We start from the raw sequence: 13838 nt of genomic DNA, 5'->3' as shown, positions 1-13838 counted from the left end.
AGGCTTTGGTGCGATGACTATTTATTTTGAAAAACAAGTACGCCCTAATCCTCCACGCTGCGAACCACGCGAAAGCCCTGATCGGGGCCGAAGCCGCTTGCCTCGAACTTGCCCCGGAACGAAATTTCGTTGTTGCTGACGTCGCCGATCCAGCCGCCGCCCTTCACCACCCGGAAGGAGCCTTCGGCGGCGCCCTCCAAGTCTCCCTCCGCATACCAGTTCCAGCACCATTCCCGGACATTGCCCGACATGTCGTAAAGTCCAAGCTCGTTCGGCAGCTTGGAGCCTACCGGCTTGGTCGTGTTTCGATTGTTTTCGATGCTGGCCCAGCTCCAATCTCCCGACAGGTATTCGTTGCCGGCGTTTCGCCAATACCAGGCCGCCTCGTCCGCTTCATCGCTGCCGCTGTAAGCGTAACTCTTGCTCGACTGTCCGCCGCTTGCGGCGTACTCCCATTCCGCCTCCGTCGGCAACCGGTAGCCGTTCGCCCCCTCATTCGTCGTGACGGTCCACTTCAAGGGATCGTATTCGCTTTTATTTTGGGGATCCGTTTTTTGTTTGTTTATATCGTAATAAGGCTGTAAACCTTCTTTTAAGCTTCTCTGATTACAATATTCCACGGCGTCGTACCAGCTGACCATCTCCACCGGCAAGTCATTTCCCTTGAAACCGGAAGGATTGCTGCCCATGACCTCCGTCCATTCTTGTTGGGTAACCTCGAATTTACCGATATAAAAGTCGGGAATAACCTTGCTTTCTCCATAGTAGTTGGACTTGTCGCTGATGAAGTCTCCGCCCTTGACCAGCACGAACTCCTCATTCACTGCGGCCGCCGGCTTCGCTTCGCGTTGCTCGGGCTTCTCCTGCGAACAGGCTCCGACTACGGCGATGATGGCCGCGATAAGAAAAATAGGCAGCTTCCTCATAGAAGGTCTCCTTTGAACGAATGAAAAAATGTAGTGAAGGCTGCCGGTCGCAAGACCGGCAGCCCTTCGAACCATCAGAAATGGATTACCACACGGTTACATTAGAACTTCCGCTGCTTTGATAGCCTTCTGTCGCGAGCACCTGGTAGGACCAGCTGCTGCCCAGGTTCATGCCTTTGCTCTTCCAAGCGTTCACGTGATTGCCGAACGTAATCGCGACATTGCTGCCGGTCGGTCTCTTCGACTGCCTGACGCTCCAGAACTGCTGGAACGTCTGCGTGCCGTCAATGGAAGGCGCGTTGTAGCGCATGGTCGTATAGATATCATAAGTGCCTCCGTCGCTGGTCACCGTGCCTTTATGTGTTCCGGTCGGTCTGTAAGTACCCCAGCTGTCCACGACGTAATATTCGATAAGCGAGTTTCTTGTCCATCCATAGAGCGTCAAGTACGCATTGCCGGAAGGCTGCCAGATCCCGGCATTGTAATTAATGGTTCTCGATGCCGAGCCGGTAGCCCAGCCCTTGCCGACAACAAAGTTGCCCGTATTCGACCATGTCACGCTGTAATTGCCGCCTGAACCGTTTGTCGCGTTCACCGTCCCGCCGCCATCGGTCCAATTCTGCCAATACGTGTTCGCGCTTGCGGTCACCGCAAACAAACTAAAGCTCATGGCGACTGTGAGTAATACCGTCAGCATTTTCTTCTTCATCATCATCTACCTCCTAATCGTAATGGAACTTGCATACTTGCCGTGAATCCTACTTACAATCTCCGACTATCCTCCTTTCCAAGGAAGATTATAGTATGTAAGCGTATACAAAACATTGAATAAATTAAAGTCCTTACCCCTACAGATTAAACTTCTCTCTCTAGGCAGTGTGTCAAAATACACGAATATTCTGTTCGGTTTGTCCCTTCCCTATTAAACCTTTGCTGCATGTAATAGTTTTAAAGACTACTTTGAGGAGGTGACAGGGATGAACACAACCGCACGCATCGTTCTCAATTATACGACTGCCGGACCGGCAACGGATCCCGCCGCGCAAGCAGACTTTCAGGAAGTAGTGGCACAGCTGACGGCGCTAGGGTACACGGTCAAGTATCAGCTGCAATTGGAGCATGGCTTTTCGTATATTTTAGGGAAGGAGTTTAGTCCCTAATTCACTTATCCGAGCTTCATCGGAACAAAAAAAAGGTACAACCTGCTCCTATTGCCGGAGTGGCCGTACCTCACTGCATCGATTTGAGTGGCGGGCTAGTTTAACGCCGCTTCATTCTTTCTTCCGACATAATAGGTCTCCGGCGGTCCCAAGTAGCTTTCTGCCGGTTTCTTGCCAGCCGGGTAGATGACCAGCTTCTCGAGGACAAATCCGGGACTTACCGCGTAGATTCTTAGGCTGTTGAGTCCGGCCTTGCAAACGACCTCGCTGCTGTGGCGGCGTATGTTGTCCAGCACGCCGGCAGACCATTCCGCGTCCGAGCTCTCACCGACCTTCATTCCGGCCGGTATTACATTAAGGACGTCGATCGCCCCGTCATTGACTTGAATGCCGTAATGCAACGTATTGTCCTTCGTTACCGGATTGGAGGGCTCCATATACAATTCCGCTTCATAGCTTCCGGCTTGATGGAACACAAATTGATACTCCAAATAAGGCGCGTTTTGACCCGCAGTAAAATAGCTTGTCGTCGGGAACACCTTCATCGCGGACAGGGTCTTCCCATATCCGGCGATGCGCTGGAATCCGGCTTGACCAGCATCCTTTTTCGCAGAGAAACGCTCGGCTTCCATGGAAATATAACCGCGAGTGTCTACATAGGTGTTCTCCGGGAATCCGCCCGTTTCAGGCTGCTTGGCGTCGACGATGATCGTGCATGCGCCAGTCGGCAGCTGCACGACGATCTGAGCGTCAGTCTCGCCATTCATCTGGCCGCGGTCAATCCGAACCCGAATCCGATCCGCTGCATGGCGAGTGCCGTCCAGTCTTCCTTCATGGCTGGAACAGGATAACCACGGCGCTTCGCATGTAATCTTATACGGAGCGTCCAGATCGCTGAGACTGCTTATCGTGAAGGAAGCTTCTTCCACGTCAGGCTGCTTGAAATCCAGCAGCCCCAGCCTGTTGACATGCCAAGCGCTGCCCTCCGAACGCTGTCCCGTACCGTCGATCGATACGAGTAATCTTGGTTTCCTTGCAGGCATGACCTGCATGAGAATCGGATATCTGCACTCGTCCTCGTTCCAGCGCGTGAAGCCGATATGCTCCGACAACCCCATTCCGTACCACTTCCCGCCCGCTATGGCGTGATATTCATCCACCAGCTCTTGATCCCGCCGCATGCATGTCTTCATCCGCTCGGTCAGCCCGTTCGCTTCCATCAGATTCAGCTTCGCCGCATAGCGGTTTTTGCCGGCCAGCAGCTGCAGCTTCTGCAAATTCAGATTTCCCATCGCCGGATAATAGACCAAGGAGAAGAAGCCCGGGAACGCCTCGGAGTCTATTTTCTTGTACAGCTCATCGGCTGTATCCATCAGCTGCTCGATCTCGGCCAGAAGCCGGTCGGTCTCCTGGTAATGTACCGGATGATAGACCTCCGCATTCATGGCTTCCGGTCTGCGGTTATGCGCGATTTTGGTGTACCCGTCTAGCAGTTGATGGATCTTCTTAAGATCCGGTTCTGCGCATACCCCGCCAAATTGCTGTTCCACCCATCGACGCGTATACGCATCCGTCTTATTGATGGCGCTTGTTCCCCATTGCTCGAAATCATAGGCAAGATCCAGAAAATACGCCAAAGGGAACTCCTGCGTGCAGACATCGCCGACATTGACCACCCACAAGTCGCGGATGCCAAAATCATAGGCCATGCTCATCTGCTCCCAAACTTTCGGCAAATAGGAGCTGTTGATCCACTCATAAGAAATCGGTCCGCCGTGATAGTCGAAATGATAATACATCCCATAGCCGCCGTTATGCGAGCGCATCTCCTCGGTTGGCAGCGTCCGCAAATTGCCGAAGTTATCATCGCACAGCATGAGGATGACATTCTCCAGCTCCTCCGAGCCGATCAAGCCTGGCGTGTGCTTGTCTCCGTAGAAGAAGGGCTCCACCTCTTTGTACAGCGCCAGCATTCGAGGCACCTGCTCCAGCTTCGGATTTACATGCTCCTTCATGAGACGGTTTTGCGTCTTGAGAACGTCGCGCAGCAGGCCGATGTTGTCCGCCAGCGTAGCCTCTTTTCCCATAATCGAAGTGTCGGCCTCGCCGCGCATCCCGACCGTAATGACGTTCTCGAACCTCCCGCTTCGCTTCAGTCCGTCCGCCCAGAATCGAGTAATTCCCTCTTCGTTGGTTCGGAAATTCCATGCATCGCCATAGATGGAGTCCTTCCCTCTCAGGTACTTGTACTCCTCGCCCTGACGGAGGCAGGGTTCGTGGTGGGACGCGCCGATCACGACGCCATACTCATCCGCCAGCTCGGCGTTCGCAAGCCCTGGCCCATCGTCGTAGAAACGAGCCGACCACATGGCCGGCCATAAGTAATTGCCTTTGAGCCGAAGCAGCAATTCGAATACATGATCGTAAGCCTCCGCATTAAATCCGCCAAACCGCTTATTGCACCAAGTTCCGAACGCCGGCCACTCATCGTTGATGAAGAAGCCTCGATACCGGACCGAAGGCTCCTTGGAAATATACTTGCGGCCGTCCTCTAATCGAACTTCCTCCTTCGGCTGCGGACGTACATCGTTCCAGTCGACAAGCGGCGATACCCCCAGCACCTCCGATAGATGGAACAGGCCGTAGATCGTTCCTCTTTTATCGCTCCCGGCAATGACCAGCGCTTTGTCCCCCCCGTCCCAAGGCGCATCGATGACCTGGAACAAATAAACCTCGCTTTTTCCTCTGACGGCGTTTAGATCGATGATGCCAGATTCGGACAAATGATCAAGCACGGGACTCCGGTCGATCGTCCCATAAATGACCGCGCAGGAGGATAAGCGATCGATCGCCTCCGTCGAGGTCGGCCGAACGCCAAAAACCAATTCGATATCCCGCATCACCTTATCGGCTATTTTGTGAACGCCGCTAAAAGCTTCTTCTTCCTTTAGAAAACACGCGCCTTCGCTCAGTAGACTCCGGTTCATTATCAAATCCATGCTTTTCCCCCTTAAATCAATCGCCTTCTTCGAAGCATCTGACCATTATAATCAATATTCGAAGCGTTTTCATTGTACAAACTATACTATTTATTTTAAGTTTTAAAGTATTTAGCAGACACAAAAGGTTCCCCCAAACGATGACGTTTAAGGGAACCTTTTGTGGCCTTGCTCCTATTCGGCTCTTACCTTATCGGCGGCCTCCTCTGCCCCCGCCGCGCGATGCGGTCATCTCCGTGACGGTTTGTCCATTGACCGTCACGTTGCCGCCGTTTAATTGACCCGTACCGTCAAAGTCGAAGGCGGAAGACGCATCTACATTTATGGTTCCTCCATTGATGTAGATATTGCCGTTCGAATCGAAGGCGTCCGTATCGCCGCTGCCAATGCTTAGATCAAGCGTGCCGCCATTTACTTCTATTGCCACTTCGGAATCGATTTTCTGAGCGGCATTCATGCCGTCATTCTTCGCGTACAACGTAATCTGACCATTATTTACTCTAATATAGTTGGCTTCGATGCCTTCTTCTGAGTTCTCAATGTTCACGGTGCCGCCGTCAATTTGAACAAGACTGTTGGCGCGAATCCCATCATCGGCGGCGGAGAGCGTTAAAGCACCACCTTCGATAATGATTTGCCCAAGGGAAGCATCCTCGTCGTTTTCGCTGTGCAGGGCATCCTTGCCTGAATCGATTGTGATCGACCCATCATGGATCAGAATGGCGTCATTAGCCTCAAGTCCATCTGCGGAGGATTGAATCGTATATTCGCCTCCGGTAATTTTGACGTCATCCTTGGAAGAAATGCCGTTGCCTGTTGGAGCGGCAATTTCCAAAGCCCCGGTTCCATTCAGGGTGATATCCGATCTGGAGAAAATAACCGCGTCCAAATTCGTTTCTCCATCTGCCGTATAGGTTCCCGAAACCTCCATATAGCTCTCGCTGTCCGTCGTTGTCACGAACGCTTTATCTCCGGCTTTCACATAGATGGCCGGCGCGTCTTCATTTGTTATACGGACGCCGTCCAGAACGATTTGAACCTTGGCATCCTCGGCCGCTTCAACCACCACCGTCGTATTTTCCGCCTCGCCGCTTAGTACGTAGACTCCTTCATTCGTCAGTGTCACATCCTTGCCGCTTTCTAGCGTTAGGGATGTTGCGGCCGCAAGGTCCGCCGTCTGAGCCAGATCCCTGTCGGTGAATAGGTCAGATGCGGTTTGAACCGCCGCTTCGGCTCCAGCTTCAACTTCAGCATCGGTTTCAACTGCTGACGTCTCGTTTGTCGGCTCCGCTGTGCCGGTCGGCGCAGTTGTGATTGCAGATTGTGTCGTTGCCGAATTCCCGCTGTTGCCGTTGGTCTCCGTCGAGCATCCCCCGGCTGCTACGCTAAGCAATAAGGCCATCGTAATGGCGCTAATCCGATTGAACTTTTTTGATTTCATGATTGAACACTCCTCGTTATTGCAGCTTTGTTATCAGGCCGCATAATCGCTTCCTGTCATAGTTCAATCATAGAGCCTCATTCTTAAATGAATCTGAACCAAGACATAAAAAATCCCGTTATGCTATATTGGATTTAGCGATTACCTCCCAAAAAAAGGTGGTGTGCATGTTTGGAGCAACCGGTAAAGATTTACCATTCGGCAGTGGAAGGAACTCTTGAGGTAATAGGCGGAAAGTGGAAGCCCGTTATCATATTTCATCTGACCTTCGGTAAAAAAAGGAACACCGAGCTTATGCAATTAATTCCTACCATTACACAAAAAATGCTCACCCAGCATTTGCGCGAGCTTGAGGAAGAGGGCATTGTTCAGCGCACCATTTACAATGAGGTGCCGCCAAAAGTCGAATACGAGCTGACTGCGTACGGCTGGAGTCTCAAGGAGCTTCTACACATGATGTGCAGGTGGGGAGATTCGCATATCGCGAGGAAATATCAAGGAAAGGCGGTGATCCAGGCCGGAGCACCGCCAGCCATACCTATTACGGAATGATTCGGCGACGACGGAAATCGTCAAAGATGTTTAGGAACATTTTCTCCGTATCCACATATTCATGGAAGCCAAAACGACGCGCTTTGGTTCCGTCTGCAAAAAAATCATAGTCCCAGGAGAAAACAAAATCGCCAAAAGCCCAAGATGAAACCTCCTGATAGGAATGCGGAGCCAACTGGTGTTTCTGGACCATATTGTTCCACAGGTCCTCCTTATCCGCCATAACAACGTGAAGCGGCATGGTGAGGGGAGGAGCGGTGTCCATTTCGAAATACCGGGCGATCAGCGGCCACATCTCGTTCCAGCGAAACAAATCGCCGTTATTAATATTGAAGGCTTGATTCGCGCACTTCGGATCGGTTGCCGCCCACACGGTTGCCTTGGCAAGAAGATCTGCGTCCGTCATTTCCATCAGAGTGTTATAAGCCCCCGGTTTGCCAGGGAAACGCAGCGGTATGCCCAGTTCTTTCGAGATGGAAGCATATACGGCGATGACCATAGCCAGATTCATTGGATTGCCCAGAGCGAACCCCGCAACCACCGAAGGCCGAATGGCGGACCAGGTCCACGCCTTGCCTTTCTGCTGTTTCTCTATGAATCGCTGCTGCTCCACATTAAACTCGGGCGGCATATGGTCGGGGTCCGTTTCTTTGGCAGGGGTTTTGAACGGACCCAGGTGAGCACCGTATACCTTATAACCTTGCATTAAACTAATATGCCTTAGCTGCGGCGAACCCTGTTCGACCGCCTTCACGCTGTTGACTAACATAGCCAAGTTTGGCCCCACAAGCTCCGCCCATGACGGGCGCTCTTGGTATGCCGCATAGAAAAGATGGGTCACCTCCGGCAGCACGGAGAGCTCACGCATCGCGCTTTCAGTGTTTAGCAAGTCGACCGCGATGTAACGAAGCCGTTCCTTGGCCTCTCCCCCTCTCCGAGACACCCCGATCACTTCCCAATCCGGAAGAGTCAACAAATGATTGATAAGATTGCGGCCTATAACGCCGTTCGCCCCAATAACAAGCGCTACTTTGGGTTCCTCTTGCATTAATGTTTCGTTCATCATAATCAGCTCCTACTCGTAAGGGATTTGTTATGCCCTTATTCTGCATGAGCGGAATACCTTTGAGAAGTACGCACTTTAAAGTCATATAAGCACTTTTTTGTAACGTTAGCGCATCCTTCTCGGTTAGATGTCCTCCGATGACACTAATTAATCCAAATAGAACCAAGCCGCTTTATTCGTGATTGACCTGTTATCCAAACACAAAAAAGACACGGAAGCTCAGTTCCGTGTCTTTCAGTAGAAACCTGTGTTGTTTAAGCGGGGAAAAAATCATTCCCCCGCCCATTTAAGTAACACGGTACACTCCACGTGCACCGTATGCGGGAACATATCCACCGGCGTCACCTCGACGGTCCTGTACCCCCCATCCTCCAGCACGCGGAGATCGCGGGCCAGGGTAGACGGGTTGCAGCTTACGTAGACGACGCGTTCGGGCTGCAGCGCGAGGATCGTGTCCAGCAGCGCCGGGTCGCAGCCTTTGCGAGGCGGGTCGACGACGATGACATCGGCTTCGATGCCTTCCTTGCGCCAGCGGGGCATGACGACCTCGGCCGGGCCGGCCTCGAAGGAGGCGTTCTCGATGCCGTTCAGCTCCGCGTTGCGGCGCGCGTCGGCGATCGCTTCGGGCACGATTTCGACGCCGTAGACGTGGCCGGCTTGCCGGGCTAGGAACAACGAGATCGTGCCGATGCCGCAGTAGGCGTCGATGACCCGCTCCTTGCCGGTGAGCGCCGCGTATTCAACCGCTTTGCGGTAGAGCGATACCGTCTGCGCCGGATTGACCTGATAGAAGGAACGAGCGGAGATCGCGAAGCGGATGCCGTCAAGCTCGTCGTAGATCACTTCGCTGCCCCACAGCACGCGGGTTTCATCGCCGAATATGGCATTCGTTGTCCTATCGTTAACGTTCTGGACGATGCTCTTCAGTCCCGGGATCTGCTTGCGCAGATGCTCGATCCACTCCGGCTGACGCGGCATGCGCTGCGTGTTCGTGACGAGCACGACCATCACCTCGCCCGACACGACGCCGGTACGGGCCATGACATGCCGCAGCACGCCCTGACCTGTCTCCTCGTTATACGGTTGAATACGAAGCTCGTGCGCCACCTTCTTCACGACCCGAACGACTTCGTCGTTGCGGTCATGCTGAATGAGGCAGTCGTCCATGTCGATAATGCGATGGGTCCCCCGGGCATAGAAGCCCGCGATCAGCTGGCCGTCATCCGCCGCTCCGACGGGAACGGCCGCCTTGTTCCGGTAGCGCCAAGGGTTGTCCATGCCGACCGTCGGGTGGACGACGATCCCCTCTTCTCCATCTTCTCCGGCAACCTGCAGCTTCCCGATCCGCTTCAAATTGTCGACGACGGATTGGCGCTTCCATGCGAGCTGCGCCGCATAATCCATATGCTGGAGCTGACAGCCGCCGCATTCCTTGAAAATATCGCAAGGCGGATTCTGCCGGTCGGGGCTCGTCTTCACCAGCTCCTCGAGGCGCGCGTAGCCGTACTGCTTCTTCAGCTTCATGACGCGCGCGCGGGCGGTTTCGCCGGGAAGCCCGCCTTGAACAAAAAGGGTATAGCCGCCAGCGCGGCCTACCCCTTCACCGTCATGCGTCAGGCCGACGAACTCGACCGTCACTTCTTCGTTTTTCTGGAACGGCGCGTCGCTGTCCGACTTCGCCGGTCTAGCCGATCTCGCCTGCTTAGGCGGTTTGGCAGCCTGAACCGCGGGTTTGCCCTGCTTCATCGGCTTCCCGCTTCCGCCCGCGCCCTTGCTTTGTCTTCTACTCATTCTTATCCGCTCTTCCTGCATGTATTTGTTGCCGCATCACTGATAAGTCGACACGCCCGTCTCGTCCGCGAAGATGCGTAGATGGGACGGCAGCACGGAGAAGTTACCCGGCAAGACGCCGCCGTATTCGCCGTCCAGGTTCAACTGCACGTAATCCGGCGTCGTCACCTTGAGATTGTTCGTCCGGAAGTGGACCACGTGCGGATCGCTCAGATGCTCGCCGCGAAGCGCAAGCGTTACGAGACGGATAAATTCCGCCAGATTCATCTTGCGGATCAGCAGCACATCAAGAAGGCCGTCGTCCAGCTTCGATTCCGGCGCGAGCCGTTCGAAGCCGCCGACGGAGTTGCTGTTGCAAATAAGGAACATCATAAATTCGTCATGGAACTCTCCCACGCCGTCCGCCACGAATTTAAGCTCCGTCGGCCTAAGGCGGGTCATCTTCTCGAGCCCCTTCATATAATAAGCCAGCTGACCGACCATCGTCTTCAGCTTGCTCGGCACGTCATAGGTCAGCTCCGTCAACGAGCCGCCCCCCGCGATGTTGATGAAATACTTCTCGTTCGCCACGCCGACATCCACGGGCCTTGTATATTGATTAATGATAAGATCGCACGCATATTCCCAATGCTTCGGTATGCCGGTCGCGCGCGCGAAATCGTTGGTCGTGCCAACGGGCAGGATGCCAAGCGGCGGGCGATTCGGCTTGTTCGCGAGGCCGTTAATGACTTCGTACAGCGTGCCGTCTCCGCCCGCTGCAATGATCATATCGTAATCGCGGTCCGCCGCATCCGCCGCGGCAAGCGTGGCATCCCCTTCGCCGATCGTCGCGTGGCAGGTCGTTTCGATTCCGCCTTGGTCCAGGCGCTGCAGAATATCGGGAAGACGCCGCTTCATCTCTTCTCTGCCCGAGGTAGGATTATAGATCAATCTTGCGCGTTTCATGGGTATTCTCGCTCCTTCTTATGAAACACTAGCCCTTGCCGTCACCAGCAAGCCATTCCTGAATGCGGCGGGCGATCCACCGTTCGATCGCGGAATGAGGCAGCATGGCGCGCCCGTTGTAACGGTAGCTCAAGCCTTCCAGTCGGCTCGGAATGACATGGCTTGTGAAATAGCCCGGACTCAAAAACACCGGCACCACGATTACCTCGTTGCCGATTCGCGAATTCTCCAACTCACGCAGCTTATCCGCCGCTTGATCCGGAAGCAGCATCGCGTAGTCCGCATGCGCGAAGCCGCCCAGCTCGCGAAGCCGCGCGCATAGACCCGACAGACCCGTCTGCCAGCGCTCGTGGAAGACCGGCAGCTTGCTGCCGTGTCCAACAAGCAGCAAGGTCTCCCGTTCCGGATCGAGGGACAGCTCGCGGATATTCTCGTAGAGAACCTCCGCGATTTCGGGATCGTCGTCGATCGGCGCCCCGTAGGTCACGTTTGCTTTCACGCGAAACACACCCAAGTCTCCTTCGAAGTCGGTCAGTGGGGGAAACCCGAACGCTTGCCCGATTTCATCGACATGGGTGCTGCCGGACGATACGAAGAGGGGCAGCACGAATAGGTCCGTTACTCCCATCTTCTCTAATTCTGCGATGCCGTCTTGGATCAGCCGGCCGTCCACGATTTCCAGAAAAGCGGACACGACGGGAATCGCCATATGCTCCGCCGCTTGGCGGACGGAGGCGTCCACGAGCTCGACCCATTTCGAATCCCGGGACCCGTGACTGATAACCAATACGCCTTGTTTCATCGCTTGCTCTCCTAGCGGCCGATTCGTTCTAACGCCATTTTGTAGCCGTCGTTGCCGTAATTGAGACAACGTTTCACGCGGGAGATCGTTGCCGTGCTTGCTCCGGTCTCCGCTTCGATTTGATTGTATGTACTGCCTTTGCCCAGCATGCGCGCCACTTCGAGGCGCTGGGATAAGGACTGAATTTCGTTCACCGTGCACAAATCGTCGAAGAAGACGTAGCATTCCTCCACGGATTTCAAGGTTAGTATCGCTTCGAATAATTGATCGATTGCTTTATCGTTCAGCTTCTTCAGCTGCATTCGCATTCACTCCTATGAGTACTGTTGCTATCATTGTAAAGGTTTAATCGTTTTTTTTCAAACGTTACCGATTTCACGCATTACAGAATGTAAGAATTTTGAATTTGCAGGCAAGGCGGGTATCCTGCATGACGGGACATTCATCTATATTTTTGTTGCCGAATCGGGACATTCGTCCAATCCGCGCCTTCGCCTAACCCATAGACTAATAAAAAAAAGGGTTGTGATCCGATTGAATCATCATCAATACCCCGGCGTCGGCAACCATGGGGGCGCTGGAAGGCATCCGAACCACGCCCACGGGCAAGTTCCCTATCAGCTAAGCCGTCCATACACGGGACCGGATGGCATGTACGGCCAGAATCCGCCGAACGTGCACATTTCGCAGACCCCAGCCTCCCCGAGCATGCTGCCTGCCATCGTGCCTCCGCAGCTCCCCGAAACGCCGGCGAAAAAAGGCTTTTCGCTCAGCAATCTCACGAGCATGGCGAACCTGAACGAAATCAAAGGCTTCGTCGATCGGATGGGCGGCATCGACGGCATTCTATCGACCGTGACGAAGGTGCAGAAGGTTGTCGGCAGCATCTCCCAGATGGCTCCGATGGTCAAGGTGCTCTTCGGATCGTTCGGCAAAAAGTCGATCGCCCAGGACGACGAGAACAACGTCGAACGGAAACCGGCCTCGCGCAGGAAGCGCCGCAGAACGGGCACGGGCAGCGGCAGGCCAAAGAACGCGGGAGGAAGACGCCGGGGCTCGAAGCGCAAACGTTAACCCCGCAAGACAGAAGAAGGACAGCTTCCCCTCCGCGCCGGGAGGGAGTGAAGCTGTCCTTCTCTTGTCTTTCTTTCGATTACAAGAACAACGCTTTAATGATCCAGAAGAAGATCATGGCGAGCAAAGCCGTAATCGGAATGGTGATGACCCAAGCGATGACAATCCGGCCTGCGACCCCCCACTTCACGGCGGAGAACCGCTTGGCGCTGCCCACGCCCAAGATAGACGACGTAATCACATGCGTCGTGCTGACGGGCAGATGGATCATCGTTGCCGACAGGATGACGGCCGCGGAACCCAGGTCTGCCGCGAAGCCGTTGATCGGTTCGATCTTGAATATTTTCGTGCCCATTGTTTTAATGATCTTCCAGCCGCCGACCGAGGTGCCCAGCGCCATGGCCGTAGCCGCAGAAATTTTAACCCATAACGGCACGTCCGTCGTGTCCTGCACGCCTGCCGCGACTAGAGCGAACACGATGATGCCCATAGCCTTCTGAGCGTCGTTCGTACCGTGGGAGAACGATTGGAACATGGCGGTAATGACTTGCCCGAAACGGAAGCCCTTATTCACTTGATGCGGGCTGGCTTTCGCGAAGACCCGCTTCAAAATCCACATGAGGATAAAGCCGATCGAAAACGCGATAAGCGGCGATAATAGGAGCGCCTTCAAAATATCAGTGAAACCCGATGCGTTGATCTTATCAATGCCTGCACCGGCGATAACAGCCCCCGCCAGGGCTCCGATTAACGCATGCGAGGAAGACGACGGGATGCCGAACCACCATGTCAGCAAATTCCATGCAATCGCGGCGAGCAGCGCCGCCATCACGATTTCAATGCCGAATTCCAGATCGCCCGGATCCGCGATACCGCTGCCGATCATCTTCGCGACGCCCGTGAACGTGATCGCGCCGACGAAGTTCATGACCGCCGCAAGCAATATCGCCACTCTCGGCTTTAACGCCCGAGTGGATACGGAAGTCGCGATCGCGTTAGCCGTATCGTGAAATCCGTTAATGAAGTCGAATGAAAGTGCGAGAAAAACGACGATCCACAGTACATATATTTCCATGTTAACG

The 13838-nt window shown here is 54.2% G+C and carries 13 protein-coding genes; 3 read left to right on the top strand and 10 right to left on the bottom strand.

Going from position 1 to position 13838, the window contains the following annotated elements; genetic code table 11:
* Positions 1–44: 44 nt before the first annotated feature.
* Complete coding sequence (locus tag NQZ67_RS11695) at positions 45–926, bottom strand: formylglycine-generating enzyme family protein (protein ID WP_257445636.1); 882 nt, start codon at positions 924–926, stop codon at positions 45–47.
* Positions 927–1011: 85 nt separating this feature from the next.
* Positions 1012–1641: an endo-1,4-beta-xylanase XynA gene (gene xynA, locus NQZ67_RS11690; RefSeq protein WP_257445634.1), complete on the bottom strand. Its 630-nt coding sequence runs from the start codon at positions 1639–1641 to the stop codon at positions 1012–1014.
* A 262-nt stretch (positions 1642–1903) separates the two neighbouring features.
* On the opposite strand from xynA, the gene NQZ67_RS11685 reads away from it, so the two are divergent.
* Positions 1904–2086, top strand: coding sequence for a hypothetical protein (locus NQZ67_RS11685; protein ID WP_257445632.1), 183 nt, complete (start codon positions 1904–1906; stop codon positions 2084–2086).
* Between the two features lie 95 nt (positions 2087–2181).
* Here the strand turns inward: NQZ67_RS11685 and NQZ67_RS11680 are convergent, their stop codons facing one another.
* Both NQZ67_RS11680 and NQZ67_RS11675 read right to left on the bottom strand, forming a co-directional pair.
* Positions 2182–5085: a glycosyl hydrolase 115 family protein gene (locus NQZ67_RS11680; protein WP_257445630.1), complete on the bottom strand. Its 2904-nt coding sequence runs from the start codon at positions 5083–5085 to the stop codon at positions 2182–2184.
* Between the two features lie 190 nt (positions 5086–5275).
* Positions 5276–6526 carry a carbohydrate-binding domain-containing protein gene (locus tag NQZ67_RS11675; protein ID WP_257445628.1) on the bottom strand — a complete coding sequence of 417 codons (1251 nt, stop codon included), beginning with the start codon at positions 6524–6526 and terminating at the stop codon, positions 5276–5278.
* A 171-nt stretch (positions 6527–6697) separates the two neighbouring features.
* Between NQZ67_RS11675 and NQZ67_RS11670 the strand changes: the two genes are divergently transcribed.
* Positions 6698–7078, top strand: coding sequence for a winged helix-turn-helix transcriptional regulator (locus NQZ67_RS11670; protein WP_257445626.1), 381 nt, complete (start codon positions 6698–6700; stop codon positions 7076–7078).
* Here NQZ67_RS11670 and NQZ67_RS11665 read toward each other — a convergent pair.
* From NQZ67_RS11665 to NQZ67_RS11645, 5 genes are all read right to left on the bottom strand, one after another.
* A complete protein-coding gene (locus tag NQZ67_RS11665; protein ID WP_257445923.1) occupies positions 7068–8141 on the bottom strand; it encodes an SDR family oxidoreductase in 1074 nt (357 codons plus the stop codon). The genes NQZ67_RS11670 and NQZ67_RS11665 overlap by 11 nt on opposite strands.
* A gap of 273 nt (positions 8142–8414) precedes the next feature.
* Positions 8415–9935 carry a 23S rRNA (uracil(1939)-C(5))-methyltransferase RlmD gene (gene rlmD, locus NQZ67_RS11660; protein ID WP_257445624.1) on the bottom strand — a complete coding sequence of 507 codons (1521 nt, stop codon included), beginning with the start codon at positions 9933–9935 and terminating at the stop codon, positions 8415–8417.
* 36 nt (positions 9936–9971) lie between these two features.
* Entirely contained in the window at positions 9972–10880 is a 909-nt protein-coding gene (locus NQZ67_RS11655) for a diacylglycerol kinase (protein WP_257445622.1), read from the bottom strand.
* Between the two features lie 28 nt (positions 10881–10908).
* Entirely contained in the window at positions 10909–11682 is a 774-nt protein-coding gene (locus NQZ67_RS11650; RefSeq protein WP_257445620.1) for a sirohydrochlorin chelatase, read from the bottom strand.
* An 11-nt stretch (positions 11683–11693) separates the two neighbouring features.
* Complete coding sequence (locus tag NQZ67_RS11645; protein ID WP_257445618.1) at positions 11694–11984, bottom strand: YerC/YecD family TrpR-related protein; 291 nt, start codon at positions 11982–11984, stop codon at positions 11694–11696.
* A 232-nt stretch (positions 11985–12216) separates the two neighbouring features.
* Between NQZ67_RS11645 and NQZ67_RS11640 the strand changes: the two genes are divergently transcribed.
* Positions 12217–12756 carry a tyrosine protein kinase gene (locus tag NQZ67_RS11640; protein WP_257445616.1) on the top strand — a complete coding sequence of 180 codons (540 nt, stop codon included), beginning with the start codon at positions 12217–12219 and terminating at the stop codon, positions 12754–12756.
* Between the two features lie 79 nt (positions 12757–12835).
* On the opposite strand, the gene NQZ67_RS11635 is transcribed toward NQZ67_RS11640, so the two are convergent.
* Complete coding sequence (locus tag NQZ67_RS11635; protein ID WP_257445614.1) at positions 12836–13831, bottom strand: inorganic phosphate transporter; 996 nt, start codon at positions 13829–13831, stop codon at positions 12836–12838.
* Positions 13832–13838 lie beyond the last annotated feature (7 nt).

It is taken from the genome of Paenibacillus soyae, from assembly GCF_024623455.1.
GTDB classification, from domain to species: Bacteria; Bacillota; Bacilli; order Paenibacillales; family Paenibacillaceae; genus Pristimantibacillus; species Pristimantibacillus soyae.
Note: the sequence above shows the minus strand (reverse complement) of the source record. Positions and strands in the feature narration are given on the sequence as shown.